The 21,591-nt window shown below is 41.2% G+C and carries 20 protein-coding genes and 2 tRNA genes; 11 read left to right on the top strand and 11 right to left on the bottom strand.

Features of this window, described 5'->3' with window-relative positions; all coding sequences use genetic code 11:
- Window positions 1-7 precede the first annotated feature (7 nt).
- Window positions 8-1,420 carry an NAD(P)/FAD-dependent oxidoreductase gene (locus tag HLH14_RS02955; RefSeq protein ID WP_171532630.1) on the top strand — a complete coding sequence of 471 codons (1,413 nt, stop codon included), beginning with the start codon at window positions 8-10 and terminating at the stop codon, window positions 1,418-1,420.
- A gap of 55 nt (window positions 1,421-1,475) precedes the next feature.
- Here HLH14_RS02955 and HLH14_RS02950 read toward each other — a convergent pair whose 3' ends face one another.
- The 6 genes from HLH14_RS02950 to hisB all read right to left on the bottom strand — a co-directional run bounded on the left by HLH14_RS02950 (window position 1,476) and on the right by hisB (window position 5,942).
- The gene (locus tag HLH14_RS02950; protein WP_171532629.1) at window positions 1,476-2,378 is read right to left on the bottom strand and encodes a DMT family transporter; all 903 of its coding nucleotides are present in this window, start codon (window positions 2,376-2,378) and stop codon (window positions 1,476-1,478) included.
- A 69-nt stretch (window positions 2,379-2,447) separates the two neighbouring features.
- Window positions 2,448-3,179, bottom strand: a complete 732-nt coding sequence (hisA, locus tag HLH14_RS02945; protein ID WP_131271315.1) for a 1-(5-phosphoribosyl)-5-[(5-phosphoribosylamino)methylideneamino]imidazole-4-carboxamide isomerase — start codon at window positions 3,177-3,179, stop codon at window positions 2,448-2,450.
- 67 nt (window positions 3,180-3,246) lie between these two features.
- On the bottom strand, window positions 3,247-3,924 hold the full coding sequence (locus tag HLH14_RS02940) for a 3'-5' exonuclease (protein ID WP_171532628.1): 678 nt from the start codon (window positions 3,922-3,924) through the stop codon (window positions 3,247-3,249).
- A 106-nt stretch (window positions 3,925-4,030) separates the two neighbouring features.
- Window positions 4,031-4,564, bottom strand: a complete 534-nt coding sequence (locus HLH14_RS02935; protein ID WP_171532627.1) for a DUF805 domain-containing protein — start codon at window positions 4,562-4,564, stop codon at window positions 4,031-4,033.
- Window positions 4,565-4,731: 167 nt separating this feature from the next.
- Window positions 4,732-5,349: an imidazole glycerol phosphate synthase subunit HisH gene (gene hisH / locus HLH14_RS02930; protein ID WP_171532626.1), complete on the bottom strand. Its 618-nt coding sequence runs from the start codon at window positions 5,347-5,349 to the stop codon at window positions 4,732-4,734.
- The gene (gene hisB / locus HLH14_RS02925; protein WP_067725592.1) at window positions 5,349-5,942 is read right to left on the bottom strand and encodes an imidazoleglycerol-phosphate dehydratase HisB; all 594 of its coding nucleotides are present in this window, start codon (window positions 5,940-5,942) and stop codon (window positions 5,349-5,351) included. The genes hisH and hisB overlap by 1 nt, the downstream gene beginning before the upstream one ends.
- A 95-nt stretch (window positions 5,943-6,037) precedes the next feature.
- Here hisB and HLH14_RS02920 point away from each other — a divergent pair, with 95 nt between their 5' ends.
- The 7 genes from HLH14_RS02920 (at window position 6,038) to HLH14_RS02890 (ending at window position 10,014) form a co-directional block, all read left to right on the top strand.
- Complete coding sequence (locus HLH14_RS02920; RefSeq protein WP_067725594.1) at window positions 6,038-6,415, top strand: GNAT family N-acetyltransferase; 378 nt, start codon at window positions 6,038-6,040, stop codon at window positions 6,413-6,415.
- A 472-nt stretch (window positions 6,416-6,887) separates the two neighbouring features.
- Window positions 6,888-6,963: transfer RNA gene (locus HLH14_RS02915), tRNA-Phe, on the top strand.
- Between the two features lie 135 nt (window positions 6,964-7,098).
- Window positions 7,099-7,174: transfer RNA gene (locus HLH14_RS02910), tRNA-Phe, on the top strand.
- Between the two features lie 108 nt (window positions 7,175-7,282).
- Window positions 7,283-7,732, top strand: a complete 450-nt coding sequence (locus tag HLH14_RS02905) for a hypothetical protein (RefSeq protein ID WP_171532625.1) — start codon at window positions 7,283-7,285, stop codon at window positions 7,730-7,732.
- A gap of 17 nt (window positions 7,733-7,749) precedes the next feature.
- Window positions 7,750-8,451, top strand: a complete 702-nt coding sequence (locus tag HLH14_RS02900) for a hypothetical protein (RefSeq protein ID WP_171532624.1) — start codon at window positions 7,750-7,752, stop codon at window positions 8,449-8,451.
- 27 nt (window positions 8,452-8,478) lie between these two features.
- On the top strand, window positions 8,479-9,213 hold the full coding sequence (locus HLH14_RS02895; RefSeq protein WP_171532623.1) for a class I SAM-dependent methyltransferase: 735 nt from the start codon (window positions 8,479-8,481) through the stop codon (window positions 9,211-9,213).
- A 270-nt stretch (window positions 9,214-9,483) separates the two neighbouring features.
- On the top strand, window positions 9,484-10,014 hold the full coding sequence (locus HLH14_RS02890) for a protein-tyrosine phosphatase family protein (protein ID WP_214645704.1): 531 nt from the start codon (window positions 9,484-9,486) through the stop codon (window positions 10,012-10,014).
- A gap of 96 nt (window positions 10,015-10,110) precedes the next feature.
- Here the strand turns inward: HLH14_RS02890 and HLH14_RS02885 are convergent, their stop codons facing one another.
- The 5 genes from HLH14_RS02885 to HLH14_RS02865 all read right to left on the bottom strand — a co-directional run bounded on the left by HLH14_RS02885 (window position 10,111) and on the right by HLH14_RS02865 (window position 17,591).
- Entirely contained in the window at window positions 10,111-10,698 is a 588-nt protein-coding gene (locus tag HLH14_RS02885; protein ID WP_171532622.1) for a hypothetical protein, read from the bottom strand.
- A 233-nt stretch (window positions 10,699-10,931) separates the two neighbouring features.
- Window positions 10,932-12,278 (bottom strand): antiviral reverse transcriptase Drt2, encoded by a 1,347-nt coding sequence (drt2, locus tag HLH14_RS02880; RefSeq protein WP_171532621.1) that lies wholly within the window; start codon window positions 12,276-12,278, stop codon window positions 10,932-10,934.
- Window positions 12,279-12,700: 422 nt separating this feature from the next.
- On the bottom strand, window positions 12,701-13,873 hold the full coding sequence (gene fadA, locus HLH14_RS02875) for an acetyl-CoA C-acyltransferase FadA (protein ID WP_086193865.1): 1,173 nt from the start codon (window positions 13,871-13,873) through the stop codon (window positions 12,701-12,703).
- 12 nt (window positions 13,874-13,885) lie between these two features.
- Window positions 13,886-16,039 carry a fatty acid oxidation complex subunit alpha FadB gene (fadB, locus tag HLH14_RS02870; protein WP_131271299.1) on the bottom strand — a complete coding sequence of 718 codons (2,154 nt, stop codon included), beginning with the start codon at window positions 16,037-16,039 and terminating at the stop codon, window positions 13,886-13,888.
- 502 nt (window positions 16,040-16,541) lie between these two features.
- On the bottom strand, window positions 16,542-17,591 hold the full coding sequence (locus HLH14_RS02865) for an AAA family ATPase (RefSeq protein WP_171532620.1): 1,050 nt from the start codon (window positions 17,589-17,591) through the stop codon (window positions 16,542-16,544).
- Between the two features lie 190 nt (window positions 17,592-17,781).
- On the opposite strand from HLH14_RS02865, the gene uvrC reads away from it, so the two are divergent.
- The 3 genes from uvrC to pgsA all read left to right on the top strand — a co-directional run bounded on the left by uvrC (window position 17,782) and on the right by pgsA (window position 21,182).
- On the top strand, window positions 17,782-19,581 hold the full coding sequence (uvrC, locus tag HLH14_RS02860; RefSeq protein ID WP_171532619.1) for an excinuclease ABC subunit UvrC: 1,800 nt from the start codon (window positions 17,782-17,784) through the stop codon (window positions 19,579-19,581).
- Window positions 19,582-19,691: 110 nt separating this feature from the next.
- Window positions 19,692-20,486 (top strand): thioesterase family protein, encoded by a 795-nt coding sequence (locus HLH14_RS02855; RefSeq protein ID WP_171532618.1) that lies wholly within the window; start codon window positions 19,692-19,694, stop codon window positions 20,484-20,486.
- 108 nt (window positions 20,487-20,594) lie between these two features.
- The gene (pgsA, locus tag HLH14_RS02850; protein ID WP_067725618.1) at window positions 20,595-21,182 is read left to right on the top strand and encodes a CDP-diacylglycerol--glycerol-3-phosphate 3-phosphatidyltransferase; all 588 of its coding nucleotides are present in this window, start codon (window positions 20,595-20,597) and stop codon (window positions 21,180-21,182) included.
- Window positions 21,183-21,591: the final 409 nt, after the last annotated feature.

Raw genomic sequence — 21,591 nt, 5'->3', positions numbered from 1 at the left:
GAACAGAATGAATATCAATAAGCCAGTATTTGTCGAAGATGTTGAATTTAAACTAAGTCGTAATCAGCAAAGTGGTAAAGAGTGGAACTGGGTCAATCCTAAACGTGGTGAGTTTGATTTCCCCGCGAACTACTATGAAAGTTCACTAGAACAGTGGCATCAGTTTGATGCATTAAGTGCCGACATTGAATGTGATGTCGTGGTGATTGGTGGTGGTTTGTTAGGTGCTTCCACAGCCTTACATTTATCTGAGCAGGGCGTAGATGCTGTGCTGGTTGAGAAAAACCGGATTGGCAGTGCAGCTTCAGGTCGTAATGGTGGACAACTGACGCCTGGTTTGGCCCGTTGGGAAGCTTCCGAGATGATTGAGCGTTTCAGTTATGAAGATGCGAAAAAACTCTGGCATTTCACCTCAACTGAAGCGATGTCTTTAATTGATTCCATCGCAGATCAATACGATTTGGATTTACAACGTAAACGCGGTCATATTACAGCCGCCGTGCATGAGGGACATTTGGTAGGTTTGACTCAAGGTTCAGATGCCCGTAAATTCTTAGGTGAGGCACATACCCAAGTGGTTGGGAAACATGAGTTGATGGGGCATATTAATTCTGATAACTACTGTGGCGGCTTATTGGATACCTTGGGTGGACATATTCATCCACTGGCTTTAAACCGTGGCTTGGTTTATGGCTTCTGTAAAAATGGCGGAAAAATCTATGAGCAAACCGAAGTGCTTTCTGTAGAAGAGCGAGAAGATGGTATTTATGTGACAACAGCAACAGGTGTGATAAAAGCACGTAAAAGTGTGGTGATGGGTGTGCATCATGCATCGTTTAAACTCTTAAAAGAACATAACCAAACTACGATTCCGTTCTATACCTATGTCTGTACGACCTCACCTTTGGAAGTCGATTTAAAAGATTTACTACCCACCGATGCACCTGTGTATGACACACAATTTCAGATTGATTATTACCGTGGTGTATCTAAAAACCGTTTACTGTTTGGTGGAGAGGGCACGGGTTCCTGTTGGAGTCCTGAAAAAACCCATCAATATTTATTGGGTCGGATTAAACATGTGTTCCCACAATTGCAAAATGTAGAACTGGATTTTGTCTGGAGTGGCACAACGGATTTGACCATGAGTGGCGCTGCGGATAGCCGTAAATTTGGCAATAAATTTCCGATTTATGCAGTACAGGGTTGGAGTGGTCATGGTGTGGCACAAACGGTGCGTATTGGTAAAGCCATCGCGGATGATTTCTGTGGAAAAGCCGATGATTTCAATATGCTGACCAGTATTCAACACAAAGATATTTTGTTTGGTCGTGCATTGGCACCTGTGGTGATCCCCATGGCGAAAAGTGCTTATGGGCTAGGGGCAATGATTAATCCAGGGAAAATGGTTTCGTTTTAAGCGATTTTGTTCCCTCTCCCTGCGGGAGAGGGCTAGGGAGAGGAAAATTAAACTCTTAAGGATTCACCTTTTCATTCTTCTTCAAAAACTTAGGCTTCCATTCACTGACAATCACACCCAGCACTACCAATACACCACCTAAAATGGCAACTAGAGGTAAGCGTTCACCGGCTATTCGTCCAATTAACGCTGCCCAAACCGGCTCACCTGAATAGATAATTGCGGCTTGAGACGGATCAACTTCGCGTTGCGCCCAGTTCATGACCAGTTGAATGGCTGCACTGGCTAAGCCCAGTCCACATAGAATAGTAATAAGTGGCCAAGAAAAAGATGGATTCCAAGTTTCACCGGCCACAGGCATGAGGCAAAAAGCAAAAAGAGAAGCAAAACCGAGCTGAATGACGGTCACACGGCGGACATTGACTTTACCCGCAAAGAAACCGATCAGAATAATTTCAAGGGCAATGGCGAGTGAACCGAGAATGGTAATGATCTGCCCAAAGTTCAGATTGACTTGACCAAAGCCATTGCCAGTCAAAAACACTAAACCGAGAAAAGCCAGTCCTGCACCACACCAAGTCATGATTTGTGGAGTCTTACGGAATAACAACCACAATAAAATCGGCACTAAAGGCACATATAGCGCAGTTAAAAAAGCAGATTCACTGCTGCTGATACTTTGTAGCCCAATGGTCTGCGTCCCATAACCAATCGCAATCACCAAGCCAATCAACGCACCTGCAGCAATTTCTTTCAGGTTTATACCGCTTAAATCTTTCCAGGAAAAAAGACAGACAAACAGCATGGCTGCAGCAAAACGACAGCCGACAAAAAACATCGGGCTGGCAAAATTCAAACCGTATTGCACGGTAAGGAATGAGCCACCCCAAATCATGGTAATCAAAATAAGGGCAAGTTGAGGGGCTTTGGCTTTAAAACGGGAGGGAGCGTTTGACATGTCTATACAGCGAAGAAATTCATTGAAATAAAAAAGAGGTCCGAAGACCTCTTAAGGATGAATCAATACTTAGATTGATTGATCATCCCAAAGTGATTGCGCTTCACGAAGGTTTAATGTGCCTTCGTAAATTGCACGACCGGTAATCGCACCTAAAATGCCCGGTTGGCCTTTTAAGTTACGTACGTCATCAAGATTGGTTACACCGCCAGAAGCAATCACAGGTAAACCTGAATAGGTTGCAAGATTGACCGTCTGTTCGATGTTGACACCTTGCATCATGCCATCACGTGCGATGTCGGTATAAACAATGCTTGATACACCCGCATCGGCAAAGCGTTTCGCCAGGTCAGTCGCTTTTACGTCAGTAACATTTGCCCAGCCATCCGTTGCCACCATGCCATTCATGGCATCAATACCGACAATAATGTGACCCGCAAATTTCTTGCATGCTTCTTCAACAAACTCAGGATTTTGAACTGCTTTAGTCCCGATAATCACAAAAGATACACCGGCATCGAGGTAATGTTCGATGGTTTCAAACGAGCGAATACCGCCACCAATTTGAATTGGCAGCTCAGGTTGAGCTTTAGCAATCGCTTCAACCACAGGTTTATGGATTGGCGTACCGGCAAAAGCACCGTTTAAATCAACCAAATGTAAGCGACGCGCGCCTTCATTTACCCAATGCTGTGCAGTTGCAACTGGATCGTCAGAAAATACGGTATCGTCTTCCATACGACCTTGTTTTAAACGTACACATTTGCCATCTTTCAGGTCAATTGCAGGGATGATCAGCATGCTTTCGCTCCTTGCCTAATCTCGTTAAATTCATTGTGTGCCATCTTAGCAAAGTATTGCTAAATCTCTAAGCATCAGTTTCAGCTTTTATTTTGTTCGGGCGAATGCGTAATTTTAATGAAGTGTTGGGGATGTGTTTAGGCAGCAAGCCTAAACGAAGTAATTCTTCAAAGACCAGTACAGGTGCATAAGCATCGGCAGCCGCATATTGAATTTGGGGTGGCGTCAGTATTTTGCGTGCCCAGTTGGAGGTACTGATTTTTTTACTTTTAGGAAAATTCAGCTGAAATAAAAGCGCCATGGCATTTTTTAGCCCCATGGGATTGGGGAAACCAAAGGCAGAGAAACATTTAGACAGTTCAATCACACTATTCAGTTCAATGCCTTTTTTACGAAAAAGATGTGCATCATTCTTTAAACCAAAGCCCACTTTAACTTGATCTCGATTTTCAAAAACAGCTTTTAGAAATTCTAGTATTTCAGGGTTAATTTGAAATAAATAGGCTTTGTCGCAACTTGCCAATTGAATCAGATGTGGTCCGGTTGACACTTCACCTTTGGCAAAGGTCGGTTTGGATTCGGTATCAAAACCAAGTAATGCACAGCTTTTTAGCTCTTGTTCAAGGGCAAGACATTGTTCAATGCTGTTAATGAGATGAATGTGGTGCAGTGGAAGATTCTGAAATATAGGAAATTCCTGAATTTGTTCTTTACTCGGTAAGGTTTGAAGAAGAAGCTCTTCCATGATGAATCGATACAGTCATTTATTTTAAATTCAGCTTAATCGCTTTTCAGATTTTAGGCAAAAATAAAGCCCATTCATTATGAGCTTTATCCAGAATTTAAAAGGATTAATCTACGTGATGGATACTTTGTTCCATCTCCGCCTGTTGAGCGCGAGTTACGTAATCTTGATAAGCTGGAAGTGCAATCGCAGATAAAATGCCGATTGGGAAAATCAGCACGTAAATCCATCCTAAAACCTTCTCCCAGCCTTTGGTTATACGTCGAGGGCCATATTGGTTGCTTCTGTCATCGCCTTTGGCAAAGATCAGGTAAAGGACAAAAAGGATATTTATTCCAGGCACCAAGATTAAAAGGGATAACCAACCGATGTGATTGCGGTCATGCAGACGGCGAATGGTAAACACAAAACTAAAATATAATAGTGCAATGTAGGCGATTCCAATGAGAACAGCCGCAACCATTGAAGAGCCTGTTAGGGCAGAAGGATTAGTAAATAAGTCAGGTGAAAAAGTAGCAATAATCCCAATGATGATCAGAATAGAAAAGCTCATCAGCATGTTCCAGCCTAAATAAGACAGGCGACCAAAACGTCCACTTGGGCTTAAGGCGGATTCACTTGTTTGATATTTTTGATTCATTCTTTTATTCCCCATAAGTTTAATTATTGTTTAAATATAATGATTTGCTTGATCATCATAGCAATTGGAATCAATAAAAAACAGTCAAATTTATATAAGCCAAGCAATTTGCGGCAATAAAAAAGCCCAACTAGAGTTGAGCTTTTTAAATATCTAAAAATGGATGCTTAGATTTTCCATTCCACAAAGTTTTTCAGCAATTGCAAACCAGCAGTATGGCTTTTTTCAGGATGGAACTGCGTAGCAAACAGGTTTTCTTTATGCAGAGCCGTACAGAACTCTAAACCGTAGTCACAGGTTGCAGCGACCAGAGCAGTATCTTTCGGTTCCACATAAAAACTATGGACGAAGTAGAAACGTGCATCCTGTTCAATGTCTTTCCACATCGGATGGCTTGGGTCTGCCTGATGCACTTGGTTCCAGCCCATATGGGGAACTTTTAAACCCGCCATCTCTGGAAAATGCTTCACTTCACCTTCAAAAATACCCAGCGCATCTGTACCGCCATTTTCTTCAGAGTGCTGCATCAACGCTTGCATGCCGACACAAATTGCAAGAACAGGCTTGTTGAATACGGCATTGCGTACCACTTCATCAATACCCGCTTCATGCATGCCTTGCATACAGTCACGCATTGCGCCTACACCGGGAAATACGATTTTATCGGCTTGGGCAATCAGTTTGGGATCATTTGTTACATCTACAGTTGCGCCAACATGCTCCAGGGCTTTGGCTGCAGAGTGTAAATTTCCCATGCCATAATCAAGAAGGGCAATACGGGTCATTACAAAGTACCTTTGGTTGAAGCAACAGTGTTTTCTGCACGTGGATCGATTTCACATGCCATACGTAGTGCGCGTGCAAATGCCTTAAACACGCTTTCGATTTGGTGATGGCTATTTTTACCTTTCAGGTTGTCAATGTGCAGCGTCATTAAGGCGTGATTTACAAAACCTTGGAAAAATTCAGAGAATAAATCCACATCAAAACGACCAATCATCGAACGTGTAAATGGAATATCCATAAACAAACCCGGACGACCTGATAAATCGACCACTACACGACTTAAAGACTCATCCAGTGGTGCATAAAAATGACCATAGCGTTTTAAGCCTTTTTTGTCGCCAAGTGCTTGCGCAAATGCTTGTCCGAGTGTGATCCCGCAGTCTTCTACGGTATGATGATCATCGATATCCAGATCGCCATCACAGTGAATATCGATATCAAACAGACCATGTCGCTTGATTTGATCAATCATATGATCTAAAAATGGAACACCTGTGTTGAGGGTGCCTTGACCCGTACCATCAAGATTCACCCGAACTCGAATTTTGGTTTCGTTAGTGTTTCTTACCACTTCACTGATACGTTGCGTCATAGACACGTTCCTCAAAAAACGTCAAAAATGATGATGTAAAAATTTTTCGCGATGACGAAATCATCGCATATTAGATTGCTCAGGAGGGTTAATCAATGCCTATTACCGTACATGCTTATACTTCACTAGAAAATGACGAAGTGCGCAGCCAGCTTGAGCGACTGTATGACACTAGCCCGGAATTTGGAGATGGGCAGGATGCCATTGAACAACTAGAGCAAAACTTGGCTCAGTATACCTTAGTTTACACAGCAGAATTTAATACTAAGTTGATTGGGGCGATTTGGTGTACCGGACAAGGGGAAAGTAGAGTTTTGGAAAATGTTGTGGTTCACCCTGCGAACCGTGGACGCGGCGTTGCAGAAAGGCTGGTGAGTGAAGTCTGCCGAATGGAAGAAGAAAAAGGCGTGAAGACGTTTGAACCGGGATGTGGGGCAATTCATCGTTGCCTGGCGCATTTAGAAAAAATTTAAGCTTGAATAGATTATAAAAAAGCAGCCTTGAGGCTAATGCCAGTCAGTTAAGAAATTGACTGGCATTTTTTTATTGTGAATTCATCATGTTATTTGATACGCGGAAACGTCATCCGCAATTGTTTGAGGCATGAGGTGCACTGCACCGTAAGATCCTTTTCTTGCGAACTCAAAATATATTTTGAGGCTTCTCATTCGGCGAATGAAAAACACTGTTTTGCAAGGAACAAGCAAGTTCCAAATATTTGATCTAAAAAGCTAGGAAGTTTATTAAACACCTTTTAACTGATCAGTATTAAGTTTTGAAGCTATTTTTTATGAGTTAAAACACCAATGCCGCTAAATAGTTATTTGAGTTTTAAATAAAAAATAAGCAAATAATGTGAAATTTGCTGTAAAAATAAACGTTTGTTTCAAAAAGCATAAAACCTGCTTGACTGAAAAACACTTAAATTGTTTAATACGCGACATCGGCGTGATAGCTCAGTAGGTAGAGCAACGGATTGAAAATCCGTGTGTCCCCAGTTCGATCCTGGGTCTCGCCACCATATTTAAAATCTATTTCAAGATTTCAATCCCTGATCCCATCAGGGATTTTTTTTGGGTAAAAAATATTCGATCAAATAAAAATGTGATGAATTATATTGACTATTGATGACAGATACGGCTTAATACACCGCATCGGCGTGATAGCTCAGTAGGTAGAGCAACGGATTGAAAATCCGTGTGTCCCCAGTTCGATCCTGGGTCTCGCCACCATATTCAAAAAAACCTCAAACATTGTTTGAGGTTTTTTTTTGTCAGCGTTTTTTTCGGCTGAACTTTTTTCGTATAAAATAACCGCAATAACAATTCGAGAATAAAAAAATGAAAAGAATCGGATGTTCAATATTAACTTTACTCTCTGTGCTGCTGACTGCGTGTGGCGGTAGCGGAAGCGGAGATAACTTTAACTCTTCTTTTGAAAAAACTTTTACTTTTGGTGCACAAACCTATATCTGTCGCAGTGAAAAAGCAGCCAATGCTTGTGGCAGTGCGAGTCAGGATTGTTCAGCATGTGAATTACAATCATCATCTTCACCTGTGATTACTCAGGTATGTGCTCAGCCAGTAGCGAATACGCATAGAGTAACAACGGATGGCTGCGTGTTAAGACTCACCAATGATACCCAGACAGGAATTTGTACTTCAGAAGGGTTGAGATTGCTTTCAGGCATTAATTGGACTAAACAACAAGTGAGTGCAGGTACATTATTTTCGCGTGGAAGTTTAAGTATCACGGTCGGAAACCTGACTGAAACCATCACCTGTAATTAATCCGCATGAAATTTTTCATGGTATTTCTAGTTGGCATCCTCTGCTTTGGATTGGGTTATTTTGTTGCCCCATCCAAGCCTGAATCTATGCCGCCTGTTCCTGAACCACGTCAGGATATTGCTGTGGAAAATTTTATTCAGCATATCCAGCAAAAAGCGCAGGCTCAACCTGAAGATGGTCTTGCATTACAACAGCAGCTGAAAAATCAGAAAGCACAGGTTAATTCAGTTATAGAGAGTGCGACCACTGAACAGATTAATAAATATCTGCAACAATCCTTTCCGGGTTATGACTTATCCAACATTCAAAATAAGCATGTGTTTGCCAAACGTCTAGTCAGTGAATTTGTTGATACAAAAAATGATCCGAATGAAGTCTTGGCAGGAAAAGCTACAGTTAGTACACAACAACAATATTCAGCAGGTGGTGTATTGCCGAGGCAGATTTATGCCGGACAACAGTTATTTGCCCATTTTGATACTTTGGGGAAAGTACCTAATAACGAGCAGGTCTTTGTACGCTGGAGTAACCAGTCTACAGGTGAGGTGCTATTTTTTATGCCACAGCGGGTCAGCGTTAATCGGGAGCAAAACTGGGTCAGCTTTAATCCAGTTAATGGATGGAAACTCGGTACTTACGATGTTAAATATTATCAGTTGAATGATCAGCTCAATCCTATTGCCCAAACCAGTTTTAAAATTGATCAGGTGATTGATTAAATTAAGGAATATTTTGAGAATAATTAAATGAAAGACCTCTTTTCTAATCATAGTCTTCGCTATAAACAAGCCCGCCCAAATTATTCCATTCAAATTGTGAAAGAAATTTTAAAGCATGTGCCGGAACGAAATTTCGCATGGGACTGTGGCGCAGGGTCTGGACAATTCACCCAATTATTAGCCCCTTATTTCGATCATGTGGTCGCAACCGATATCAGTGAGGCGCAGTTACAGCAGGCGCCTTATTTTGAAAATGTCAGCTATCAGGTACAAGCGGCAGAGCAGACCACCATTCCAGCGCAGTCCATCGATTTGGTGACGGTGGCGCAAGCCATACACTGGTTTGATTTTGATGCGTTTTATAAAGAAGTGGCGCGGGTGCTTAAACCGCAAGGCGTGTTCGCTGCCATTGGTTATGGACTGATTGAGGTGCAGGATGCTGCGATTAACAGTTTGGTTCAACAGCTGTACTTTGAAACTCTAAACGGCTATTGGGACAGTGAGCGCCGTTATATTGATGAGTTGTATCAAACCATTCCGTTTCCTTTTAATGAGCAGGCTGTACCAGAGATGCATTTGCAATATCAATGGTCACCACAGCAACTATTGAGCTATTTAAAAACATGGTCAGCGCTCAAGCATTATCAGGAAAAACACCATCATGACCCGCTTCAACTCATTTCAAACGCTTTACAAGCTGTGCCTGAAAACTTAGATGTAACATTTCCTGTACTTTTACGCGTTGGAATGCGAGAAAAATAACGATTGTGGCAGAGGTTTTATATCGGAAGGACAGCATAAGCAGGAGAAGATAAAAATCTGATTTATAGCAACATGATCCAGCGTACAGCTTTTTTATAGCAGCAGATTTCATGTTTTTTAAGATATGAAATGAGATGGTTATTTAACGAAAGTTAGAATGTCCCACAAGACCGCTGGTCTGGGGCAACTGGCTGAAAGGCGCATACGCTATACAATTACAGGTGTCGACGGTTGTTTGTTTACTTCAATTCATTGTTGAGTAGAACTGCCATGAAGCTCCTAAAAAATTTGTCCTGCGCAATCGTAGCGATTGCCGGAAGTTTTTCCATTTCCTCTACTTTTGCCGATATAGCTGATGCCCCTGGATTAAGTCCCTTAACAGAATCCGAGTTAAGAGCTGAAACCACAAGCGTAATTCAATATAAAGAAGATCCTCAACAAGTGAGAGCTTTGCAGCATCGAATTATGCAGATTCAAATGGATACTCAAAATTTTGTTGTTGACCCCACTATTGTGGCGACGATAGATCTTGTGCCTGATGGACCAATGCCAGATATAAACAGTTTGCCATTAGCATTGCAGCAATATGTTTTGGCCATTGCACAAGGTTTGCAATCACCTGATCCACGAGAAGGGTTGTATATTATACTCGCGAATTTTGGTATAGACCGTAGCGCAACCACTGTGCAAATCGCTCGAGAGCAACTTTCATTGGGTGTTTTGGAGAATACCGCGCTCAATGAAGCAATCAGAGAGTTGCAACAACAGCGTAGAACTACCCCGAATAATGGTATTCGCTAGTTAGGCAGTATTCAAATAAGAATATTTTTCCTTATAACTAAAAAAGGATGCTCATTAATGGCATCCTTTTTTACGGCTAAAATGCGTTAAAGCAGATTAAGCAGCAGATTTTTTAAACCAAGAGAAGAATGATTTTTTCTCAGCTTTTACTTCAGCTTTAGCAGCATCTGCTTTTTCAGTAGTTGCTTCTTTTACTTCAGCAGTTTTTTCAACAGTTGCGTCTTTTGCTTCAGTCACTTGAGCAACAGTTGCATCTTTCACTTCGGCAGTTTTTTCTACAACTGCATCTTTTGCTTCAGTTGCTTTGGCAACAGTCACGTCTTTAGCCGCAACAGTTTTAGCTACCACTGCATCTTTAGCAGCTACAGTTTTTTCAGAAGCAGCTTCTTTTACTTGAGCAGTTTTAGCAACAGTAGCGTCTTTCACATCAGTAGTTTTTGCTACAACAGCGTTTTTAGCTGCTACAGTTTTTTGAGCAGCAGTTTTAGAAACAGCAGCAGTTTTTTCTTTAGTCGCAACAGCTGTGTTTTTAACAGCAGTCGCAGTTTTAGCTGCATCTGCTTTTACTTGTGCTTTAGCAGCCGCAACTTTAGTAGCTGGAGTTGTTTCTACAGTTGTAGTCGCCATAGCAGAAGTGGTTGCAGCAACTAAAGCAATAGCCATAGCAGTTTTAATAGTATTCATAGTCATCACCCTATAAAAAATGTTTTGAAAATAATGCGTTGTGAATACTATGCTTTCTGTGGATTCGTTTGGTTACAGGTTGCTTGGTAAGTATATTGGTTGAATGATTATTCAACCAAAATTACAAAGTAATAACATGATGTTGCTGATGGGTTACATTCTATTAATTAAATGCTGGAAGCAGTATTTGATTTATCCTTGTAGAAATATTTGATAATAATTTTTATTCATAGTCACTTTTTTAAAAATAGATAATATTCATTATTAGATTGATCATATTTATTTATATGGTGATGAATTCTTTTCCAATGTGGTTTGATTTGCTGCTTAATCGCTGGTTCATCCATTATTTGGGCGGCTCTTAGTGCATAACTAATGTAATTTCTTTTTCCAATAAATGAAAATCGTCTATAGATATATTTTTTATGTCGTTCTAAAGGCTCTAGTCCACGCTGAATTCTGAACTTATTGATTCTTAATAAATGCTTATTATTCATTTTTACTACTTTCATTACTTTATGAGAGTACTTTGCTAATCCTGAATCTCTTAATAGAATTTTTTTACCATCATAGGTAAAGCCTAAATATTGTAAATCATCTTTTGATATTCGAAGACCATCTTTAAATTCAACAATCTTAGTTTTTCTTTCTTGTATTTCTAATTTTAATTTTTTAATAAAGCTTTGAACATCTAACAACAGAGGTAGTCGATGTTTTTGATCACAAATAATTAAAATATCATCACAATAACGATAATACTTTCCCTCTAATTTTTTTACTTTATTGTTTATATTTTCGTCGAAATCTAGCATGTAAATATTTGATAAAAAAGCACTGATAGATGATCCTTGAGGTATTCCTTTCTGTTCTTTGTGTTTGGTTATAATTTTATTATTTCTTATTTTTTCTCTAAATTCCTGACTAGAACATAGGCGTTTTAAATGCTTATGGTTACGGTTAATTGATAAATTTAGATTTTTATATACATCTTTTTTATGTACATAAGAATAACTAGTAATTGATTTAAAAATTTTATAATGGTCATCAGGTAAATGTTCTAAACCTAATACCTTTAGCCAAGCTTGCTTTATCAATTGATGATCAAGCTCATCAAAGAAGCTTTTGATATCTATACAAAGAACCGAACAGTTTTGGCGCTTTTTTATTTCATCAAAAACATTTTTAGCAAAGTGAATATTATTGGGTGAGTTTGCTAACTTTCTAAAAGCTAAAACAGAGTTATCAATCCCTTTTTCTAATAATAATTTTTCGTAATTTTTACTCATTAAATAAGCATAATAAGCATAGATATGCCCATCGATGTGTGAAGAATATTTAATAGGTCTGATTTTTGAAGCTTGTTTTTCAACTACAATTTGTTTTTTGCCTTTTACTATTCTAAAGCCATTTTTTTTAATTTTTTGAGAGCTGAGTTCAAAATGCATAAAAGGATAAAATGCATGTTGTTCTATTTTTTTAGGATTCGTCACATATATGAAAAGTGATTCCGAAGAAATGGGATAATCAAAATGTAAATAAAATTTTTGGCGTTCTTTAAAAAAATTGTGATCAATTGTCATGATTAGAAAACTCAAGGAAAGGCTGACGATAATCCTCGTGAAACACGTTCTACTTTATAAAAAAATAGAATCCCCAGAGCATACCCAAGTGCCCATAATTTACGCACCCTCTGAAAGTTTAACCTTTCACACCGTCTTTAGATCTACAAAGGTTTATACTATGAGAAGCATTGTCTACATTATTAGCATCATGTACATGGTGCTAACTACTTGGGAACAAGCAGTATGCAGTTTATCTCCTGATTACATTGAAATTACTCTCATGTTCTCAGAATTACTTGCTATTCGATAACCTTCCCTCTGCACAACAACACAGAGGCAAATAGAATATACAAAAAATGATCGTTTAAAACAATATCTAATTAATTTTTAAAGAAAAAACCCCGCAATAAGCGGGGTTTTTTATCTTAAGTATTTAAGAATTAAACACGTTCGATAATGGTCGCAATACCTTGACCTAAACCGATACACATAGTCGCAAGACCAATTTGTGTATCTTGTTGCTCCATTACATTAAGCAATGTAGTCGTGATACGTGCACCAGAACAACCCAATGGGTGACCTAGGGCAATCGCACCACCGTTCAAGTTCACACGGTCTTGCTGGTCATAAATGCCTAAGCCTTTAAGAACAGACAAACCTTGTGCAGCAAATGCTTCGTTCAATTCAAAAGTTTGAATATCTGAAATTGACAAGCCAGCACGTTTAAGCGCTTTTTGCGTTGCAGGAACAGGACCGTAACCCATGATCGCAGCATCACAACCTGCAACCGCCATAGAGCGGATTACAGCACGTGGCTTAAGACCAAGCGCTTGAGCACGTTCAGCAGACATAAGCAACATTGCAGAAGCACCGTCAGACAAAGCTGAAGATGTTGCAGCAGTTACTGTACCGCCTTTCGGATCAAATGCTGGACGTAAAGCCTGGAACGCTTCAAGGTTAGCATCTGGACGAATCACTTCGTCAATGTCGCACAGGATTTTGAAACCGTTTTGGTCGTGACCTTCAACACCAATAATTTCGTTTTTGAAACGACCTTCTTGCGTTGCAGCCCAAGCGCGGCGGTGAGATTCCACACCAAACGCATCTTGTTCTTCACGGCTAATACCGTTCATACGACCCAACATTTCAGCGGTTAAGCCCATCATGTTAGACGCTTTAGCATAGTGCTTAGACGCTTCAGGGTTCAGGTCGATGCCGTGCATCATACCGACGTGACCCATATGTTCTACACCACCAATGATGAAGATATCACCTTGGTTGGTTGCAATTTGCGCCGCAGCAGTATGAATAGACTGCATAGATGAACCACAAAGACGGTTAACAGTTTGACCTGCAACCGTTTTTGGTAAGTCAGCAAGCAATGCGATGTTACGCGCAATGTTCATGCCTTGTTCTAGGGTCTGGTTTACACAACCCCAGATTACGTCTTCAACTTCGTTTACATCAAACTGGTTACGAGCAACCAATGCGCGAACTAATTCAGCAGATAAGCTGTCAGCACGTACATTGCGGAACATACCGTTTTTGGTTTTACCCATTGCTGAACGTACGCCATCAACGATGACAACGTCACGTGGATTTAAAGTAGCCATTCACGTTGCTCCTTAACCGTAGAATTTTTTGTTGTTAGCAGCCATGTCACGCAACATTTGTGGCGCTTCATAAGCTTTACCTAAGTGTGCATATTTGTCGCAAAGCGCAACGTATTCAGCAACACCTGTTTGGTCGATGTAACGTGCTGGACCGCCACGGAATGGAGGGAAACCTACACCCATGATCATCGCCATGTCTGCTTCAGAGGCAGTTGCTACAATGTTGTCTTCCAGGCAACGAACTGTTTCGTTACAGAAAGCCAGCATCATACGGTCAATGATTTCTTGCGCATCAAATTCACGTTTTTCGCCAGTCACTACAGATGCAATCAATTCATACGCTGTAGGATCAACTTTTTTCGCTTTCTTACCTTTACGGTCTAACTCGTATTTGTAGAAACCAACGTCATTCTTTTGACCCAAACGTTTTGCTTCATACATAGTTTGAATCGAACCTTTGAAGTCCGGTTTCATACGGTCAGGGAAGCCTTCAGCCATCACTTCTGCACCGTGAACGCCAGTGTCGATACCGACAACGTCCATCAAGTAAGCAGGGCCCATCGGCCAGCCGAAGCGTTCCATTACTTTGTCGATTTGCTGGAAGTCAGCACCATCTTTAAGCAATAGGTCAAACGCACCGAAGTAAGGGAACAATACTCGGTTTACCAAGAAGCCCGGGCAGTCATTTACAACGATTGGTGTTTTACCCATTTTCTGAGCAAGAACAACAGTAGTCGCGATTGCTTCAGCAGAGGTTTTCTCACCACGGATCACTTCAACCAAAGGCATCATGTGAACTGGGTTAAAGAAGTGCATACCCACGAAGTTTTCAGGACGCTGCAGGCTTTCAGCCAAACGCGTGATTGAAATCGTAGATGTGTTTGATGCAATGATGGTGTTTTCGCGTACTGATTTTTCAGTGTCCGCAAGAACCGCAGCTTTGATCTTAGGATTTTCAGTTACTGCTTCAATCACGATATCCACTTCTTTAAACTCTTCCAAGCTTAAAGTCGGGCGGATGCGAGCAAGGGTTTCACCCATTTTCGCAGGGGTCATTTTTTTGCGTTCAACTTGTTTGGTCAACAATTTGTTCGCTTCCGACATCCCTAACGCCAATTGTGGGTTACCAATGTCTTTCATGATGATTGGTGTGCCTTTGCTTGCCGCTTGGTAAGCAATACCGCCACCCATGATACCTGCGCCTAGAACAGCCGCCTGGTTTACAGGGTGCGCACCTTTTTCATGTTTCTTAGATGTTTTTTTCACCAGCTGGTCATTGAGGAATAAACCAATCAATGCACCCGCTTGTGGTGTTACCGCAGCTTTAGCAAAACCTTCAGCTTCAACTTTCAATGCTTCATTACGTGGAAGGCTTGCACCTGCTTGTAATGAATCAAGAAGAAGTTTAGGCGCAGGGTATTGAGCAGGGTTTGCTTTAGCCAGAACCACGCCTTTAGATGAGTTAAACGCCATCATCTGTTCGATTGGGCTAAGTTTAACTGGATCCAGTTTTTCCTGACGTTTTGCTTTCCAGTCAAGGCGACCAGCAATCGCTTGTTTAACCAGGTCAATTGCAGCTGCTTGAAGTTTGTCAGCAGTAACAACCGCATCAACCGCACCGTCTTTCAGTGCAGCATCAGGGCGTTTAGGATTAGCCATCGCCATCCATTCAACCGCATTGTCGATACCAATCACACGGCTTAAACGAACTGTGCCACCGAAACCCGGGAAAATTCCCAGTTTGATTTCAGGCAGGCCCACTTGAGCTGCTTCTGACATGACACGGTAGTCACATACAAGACACATCTCAAAACCACCGCCCAATGCCATACCATTGATTGCAGCAACTTTAGGAATTTCTAAATCTTCAAAGCTGTTGAAGATTTCGTGAACAGGCATTGCCCAATCCACAATTGCTTTTTCGCCTTGAGCAAAGTTATCACCAAATTCAGTGATGTCTGCACCTACGATAAATGTTGATTTACCAGAGGTAACGATTAAACCTTTAACGTCGCTATTTGCTTTAACAGCGTCAATTGCAGCTTTAAAGTCTTCAATCGTTGCACGGTTAAATTTGTTGACCGACTCACCTTGTAAGTCAAAGCGGAATTCTGCAATTCCGTCCGAAAGCATTTGGACGGTAATGGCATTGCCAGCGTGGATCATGCCTGATCTCCTTTATTTTGGAGGACTTATTAAGTTGATGTTTTGAAGCATGTACGCATTTCCCGCGTACATCGAGCTTCGCTAATCTTACGATAACTATATCCAAAAAGAACATAACAAGTTGTATCAAGCAGTGACGCAAGGGTCATCAATTTTTTTTCAACAAACCCTTGTGATGGACAGCTTTACTTTTACTGTATCTTGTAAAAATGTAATGAACTTTTTGTTTAAATTAAGATTTTTTAATCATTTCGTGGCTATTTATATCGGGGGTAAGTGGTGAATTTCAAGTTTTTTATGGGCTTGTTTTGGTCAAAAAGGTCAATTGAGCTCAATTTTTAATTCAATGAAGTCATAGTTGTCGCAAAGTTTTAAGCTGAAGATTGCAAATCAGCAGCATTTCCGCATATTTCATTTGAATAAAAGTGAACACAGTTTGCAGTCAAATACTCTGCCAAATGTTTGACTACAACGATGATTATTTAAAGGGTTATTTAGAGGGTTAGTCTGGCTGAATCATCAATTGTCCATCCTCAAAATTCACCGTGAGCTGAGCTTTTTCCGGATAATTTAAAAAATAAATCGCCAGAATCGGTTCCAGTTCAGTTCGCATTTTTCGCGCCAAATGGCGTGCGCCAAAACGAATATCATGACCTTTGTAGAAGTGAGCTTTGGCGGCATCGGTTAAAACAACAGCACGCTTTTGATGCTGTAGTCGTTGATTCAGCTTTTGCAGTTCAATCTCGACCAATTTCGGTAAAGCATCGTCCTGAACTGCTTGATAATGCAAAGTACGATCAATCCGGTTTAAAAATTCAGGGTCGAACTTTTTAAACATGACTTTTTCAATAATGGTTTTGGTCGGTATTTTTTTAAGGCAAATATCCTGCATTTTTTTCGGCAAGAAATTCAGTTTATCCAGATATTGCTGCGCAGCTTGTGCACCGACATTACTGGTCATAAAGATCATGCAGTTACGAAAATCAATGGTCTTGGTACCTGAGGTTAAAGTCAGTTTTCCGGTATCGAGTATATTCATTAAACCACGAATCACTTCAGTCGAGGCTTTCTCCAGCTCATCAAACAGCACAATCCCCGGACGGGTATGTGAACCGGCAATGGCAGTTTCATCAAACAGGCTATGACCTTCTTTAGAACCAACATAACCCGGAGGGGCACCGGTAATGGCTGCGGCATAATGTTCTTGCGCCAAGGTGTTCATATCAATCCGGCAAAAAGCATCCGGGCGATCATAAATCGCCTCGCTAATTAAACGCACGGTTTCAGTTTTACCGACACCGGTTGGACCAAGCATTAAGGTCACAGATAAAGGGCGTTCAGGACTGGAAAAATCGGCTTTGACCACATGCAGCATTTTTTCGATTTCTTGCAGTGCAGCGTCCTGTCCAATAATCCGGGCATGCAGTAATTGCATGACCTGTTTAGGTTCAAAATGAAAACGAGGTTTGCTAATCAGTTTATCTTTTTCAGATGTGCTATGCGTTGCAGTTACAGGCTTAACGATATGCATGGCATGATTGTGGGTCGTCATTCAGTTTGATCCAAATTCTTCAGATGGCTTGAGCATAGCAAAATAAGCCAGATTGACTTATAGCTTTTAGCAATCAGGTGATTGTTAGAACTTTGCATGATTACGGGAAAAATACCGAATTGGCTTGAAAATGGCGTGAAAACCATCACATCATGTAGCAAAGCAGACATCATTGTGAATAAGGCTGAATGTGAACGAAAACGCACGTGAAAATATAGAAAAGATTTTAGCCAATATGACCACTTTACCCGGTGTTTACCGGATGTTGGGTAAAGACGGTGAATTACTGTATGTCGGAAAAGCCAAGAATCTAAAAAACCGCGTGTCGAGCTATTTCGTTAAAACCATCGAGCATCCGAAAACACAGGCTTTGGTGGCACGAATTTATGACATTGAAACGCTGATTGTCCGTTCCGAAACCGAAGCCTTATTGCTTGAACAAAACCTGATTAAACTGCATCGTCCGCCGTATAACATCATGCTGCGCGATGATAAATCTTACGTTTATATCTTCGTTTCCAGTGACAAGCCTTATCCACGGATTGCTTCAGGACGTGGCAAAGGCAAGCATCAGGTCGGCAAGTTCTTCGGACCCTATCCGAGTGCCTATAATGCCCGCGATACCTTGGTGGTGCTGCAAAAACTGTTTAACGTGCGCCAATGTGAAAATAGCTATTTTTCACAGCGTAAACGTCCGTGTTTACAGTACCAAATCAAGCGCTGTACTGCGCCTTGTGTCGGTTTGATTTCACCTGAAGATTATCAGGAAGATGTCAAAAATTCGATTCGCTTTTTACAGGGCGACACCAAAGAGCTGAATCAGGAACTGATTGCCAAAATGGAAGCTGCAGCTGAAGCTTTGGAATTTGAAAAAGCGGTGTTTTATCGTGATCGGATGGCATTGCTACGTGATGTGCAATCGCAACAGGCGATTTATAAAGTCAAAGGTGAAGCCGATATTCTGGCGATTGCCTATCATGCCGGGGTGACCTGTGTGCAGATTATGCATGTACGCAATGGCAAAATGCTCGGCGGTAAAAGCTACTTCCCCGATATGTTGGGAGATGATCTGGGGCAAATGCTGTCGGACTTTATGGCGAACTTTTATTTTCAGGTTGCAGATGAAGTTCCTGCCGAGCTGATCATTAATACCGAATTACCCGATCACAAAGAATTAGAACAAGCACTGCAACAGGAATTTGGCAAGAAAGTGCAGATTAAGCACAATGTTCGGGAAACCCGTGCCGAATGGTTAGAGCTGGCCAATATGAATGTGCAGCATGCCATTAAAGGGCAGTTGGCCAATCATTTTGAATTGAATGAACGCTTCCATCAGCTTGAACAGGTGGTCGGTCGCCCGATTGACAGGATTGAATGTTTTGATATCTCCCATACCATGGGTGAAGCCACGATTGCTTCATGTGTGGTGTTCGATTCGGGCGGTGCACGGAAACGTGATTATCGCCAGTTTTCCATTGAAGATATTACCGGTGGGGATGACTATGCTGCCATGCGTCAAGCATTGACCCGTCGCTATAAAAAAGCCATGTTGCCGGATTTGCTGCTGATTGATGGCGGTAAAGGTCAATTGTATATGGCGATGCAAGTGATGCAGGATCTGGGACTGGATGCGTTTATGGTTGGGGTATCCAAAGGTGAGGGGCGTAAACCCGGTTTGGAAACCTTACATTTTACTGATGGCACTAAAATTCAATTGCCGGAAGACCATAAAGCGCTGCATCTGATTCAGCAGGTGCGTGATGAAGCGCATCGTTTTGCCATTACCAAGCATCGAGCTAAACGCGATAAACGCCGTGGTGGATCAGTTCTGGAAGTGATTCCAGGTCTTGGCCCAAAACGCCGTCGTGATTTGCTGACTCATTTTGGCGGGATTCAGGGCGTACTGAAAGCTTCAGAAAATGATTTGAAACTGGTTCCCGGTTTGGGCGATGTCATGGCGAGAATGATTTATAATGTTCTACATGAATAAATGGCAGGATAGTGACAAAAAAGTTCAATAAATCATCGAATAGTGGTCATTTACAATTTTTAAAAATGAGTGAAAGATAGAGCAAATTAAAAAATTACAGAGGACTAAGGATGTCACTGCACCAATTATTCACAGAAATTGAACAAGATGAATGGGTGAATATTCCCCAAGGTTGGCTACAAGGACGCACTATTTATGGTGGTCTGGTCGCAGGGATGATGATGCAAAAGGCATTGGCGACGATTGCAGATCCCTCAAAACGCTTGTTAAGCACCAGTGTGACTTTTGTCGGTCCAGTACAAGAAAGTCAAGTCAGACTGACGGCTGAAATTTTACGCCAAGGCAAGTCGGTAACGACCATCGAAGTGCGGCTATGGCAAGATGATGCGGTACAAAGCATCTTGATTGCCAGTTTTGGTACCCATCGTGAGTCTGGCATTTCAGTACAACAACAACGAATTGCACCTGAATTTCCGGCGGTTGAACATTTAACCATTGTTCCTCCACCACCTTTGGCACCTCAGTGTTTTCAGCAAATGGATCTGGTTTGGATTGATGGTCAATATCCATGTACCGCTAGTGAAAAGCCTGATTTTAGTGGCTGGATGCGTTTTAATCCTGAGCGGCATGACAACCGGGAAATGACAGTGGCTGATTTGATGGTGGCATTTGATATGTGGCCACCGGGGGTATTGCCGATGTTTAAAACATTCGCACCGGCCAGTTCACTGACTTGGCACGTGACTTATGTTCACCCTTTGAATAATCATGTGCAAGATTGGTTTAAATATAAAGTATTTACCGATTATGCAGCAGAAGGGTATTCCACTGAATATGCACATCTTTGGGATGCCGAGAATCGACTGATCGCGATTTCGAGACAGACAGTTACCGTGTTTGCCTAGTGACACTTTAGAGCAATTCGTATAAAGTGAGTCTGAATTAACGATGAATCAATTCTCGAAATATGTGTGGTTTTTCATCGTACATAAAGGGGAAAATTGGCGGTGTCTATGACTACAGGTCGCATCCTGAATATTCCAAATATCTTGACTTTGGCGCGTATAGCTTTAATACCTGTCTTTTTGTTGGTGGCTTATTGGCCGCCTGCAGTTGGTGTTGCTGAGCAAGACAGTAACATGACTCGTCACATTATTTTAACGGCTATTTTTGTTGTTGCGGCTGTAACCGACTGGTTCGATGGTTATTTGGCACGCTCACTCAATCAAACCTCGGCATTTGGTCGTTTTCTTGACCCTGTAGCCGATAAGCTGATGGTCGCAGCTGCATTGATTGTTTTGGTGCAATGGCAACCGAGCATGTCCATGGCATTTGCAGCGATTGTGATTATTTCACGTGAAATTACCGTATCTGCTTTGCGTGAGTGGATGGCTGAATTAGGCGCGCGTACCAATGTTGCAGTATCCACCGTCGGTAAATATAAGACGGCGTTTCAAATGATTGCGATTTCAGTATTTTTACTGAACTGGCAACCACTTGACACTTTAGCTTATCTGTTACTCTATACCGCGGTGATTCTGACTTTGTGGTCCATGTTTATTTATTTGAAAGCCGCATGGCCGTATTTAAAACAGCCCTAAATTAGATTTAAAAATTAACTAAAAGCACCCGTTTCAGGGTGTTTTTTTTTGATTTGATTTTATGGTTTTTCAGAATTTGAACACAAAAAAAATCCTAGATTTTGGGGGAAATCTAGGATTGAAATCGGGTATTTCTTATATCTTTTATAAGATGTTTAACCATCTTCTTGAAACTGATTATAGGAGAATGAATTCTATGAATCATGTAGGTTATTGTATTGTAATGTAGAGTTTTATTGAGAAATGTAGTTTTAGTTTACAGTTATTTCTAGATGTAAAAAACGTATTTCAAAAATCCCTAATAAGGGGGATTCTTTTCTTATCGGTTAAAACCTACACACCTTCGGTGTTTGTCTTGAGTAAAAAAGAAAGCAGTGTCCTAGTTTTCACTCGAAGCATCGCTTCTCAT

This window comes from Acinetobacter terrae (assembly GCF_013004375.1).
GTDB classification, from domain to species: Bacteria; Pseudomonadota; Gammaproteobacteria; order Pseudomonadales; family Moraxellaceae; genus Acinetobacter; species Acinetobacter terrae.
This window is presented reverse-complemented; position numbering and strand designations above follow the sequence as displayed.

Coding starts and splice junctions, on each gene's coding strand:
- HLH14_RS02940 (WP_171532628.1), bottom strand. CDS start 3,924: ATGGAAGAGCTTCTTCTTCAAACCTTACCGAGTAAAGAACAAATTCAG.
- HLH14_RS02900 (WP_171532624.1), top strand. CDS start 7,750: ATGGTATTTCTAGTTGGCATCCTCTGCTTTGGATTGGGTTATTTTGTT.
- HLH14_RS02865 (WP_171532620.1), bottom strand. CDS start 17,591: ATGACGACCCACAATCATGCCATGCATATCGTTAAGCCTGTAACTGCA.
- HLH14_RS02895 (WP_171532623.1), top strand. CDS start 8,479: ATGAAAGACCTCTTTTCTAATCATAGTCTTCGCTATAAACAAGCCCGC.
- HLH14_RS02885 (WP_171532622.1), bottom strand. CDS start 10,698: ATGAATACTATTAAAACTGCTATGGCTATTGCTTTAGTTGCTGCAACC.
- drt2 (WP_171532621.1), bottom strand. CDS start 12,278: ATGACAATTGATCACAATTTTTTTAAAGAACGCCAAAAATTTTATTTA.
- HLH14_RS02955 (WP_171532630.1), top strand. CDS start 8: ATGAATATCAATAAGCCAGTATTTGTCGAAGATGTTGAATTTAAACTA.
- HLH14_RS02905 (WP_171532625.1), top strand. CDS start 7,283: ATGAAAAGAATCGGATGTTCAATATTAACTTTACTCTCTGTGCTGCTG.
- HLH14_RS02920 (WP_067725594.1), top strand. CDS start 6,038: ATGCCTATTACCGTACATGCTTATACTTCACTAGAAAATGACGAAGTG.
- hisH (WP_171532626.1), bottom strand. CDS start 5,349: ATGACCCGTATTGCCCTTCTTGATTATGGCATGGGAAATTTACACTCT.
- HLH14_RS02935 (WP_171532627.1), bottom strand. CDS start 4,564: ATGAATCAAAAATATCAAACAAGTGAATCCGCCTTAAGCCCAAGTGGA.
- HLH14_RS02890 (WP_214645704.1), top strand. CDS start 9,484: ATGAAGCTCCTAAAAAATTTGTCCTGCGCAATCGTAGCGATTGCCGGA.
- fadA (WP_086193865.1), bottom strand. CDS start 13,873: ATGGCTACTTTAAATCCACGTGACGTTGTCATCGTTGATGGCGTACGT.
- HLH14_RS02855 (WP_171532618.1), top strand. CDS start 19,692: ATGTCACTGCACCAATTATTCACAGAAATTGAACAAGATGAATGGGTG.
- hisA (WP_131271315.1), bottom strand. CDS start 3,179: ATGCTGATCATCCCTGCAATTGACCTGAAAGATGGCAAATGTGTACGT.
- fadB (WP_131271299.1), bottom strand. CDS start 16,039: ATGATCCACGCTGGCAATGCCATTACCGTCCAAATGCTTTCGGACGGA.
- hisB (WP_067725592.1), bottom strand. CDS start 5,942: ATGACGCAACGTATCAGTGAAGTGGTAAGAAACACTAACGAAACCAAA.
- HLH14_RS02950 (WP_171532629.1), bottom strand. CDS start 2,378: ATGTCAAACGCTCCCTCCCGTTTTAAAGCCAAAGCCCCTCAACTTGCC.
- pgsA (WP_067725618.1), top strand. CDS start 20,595: ATGACTACAGGTCGCATCCTGAATATTCCAAATATCTTGACTTTGGCG.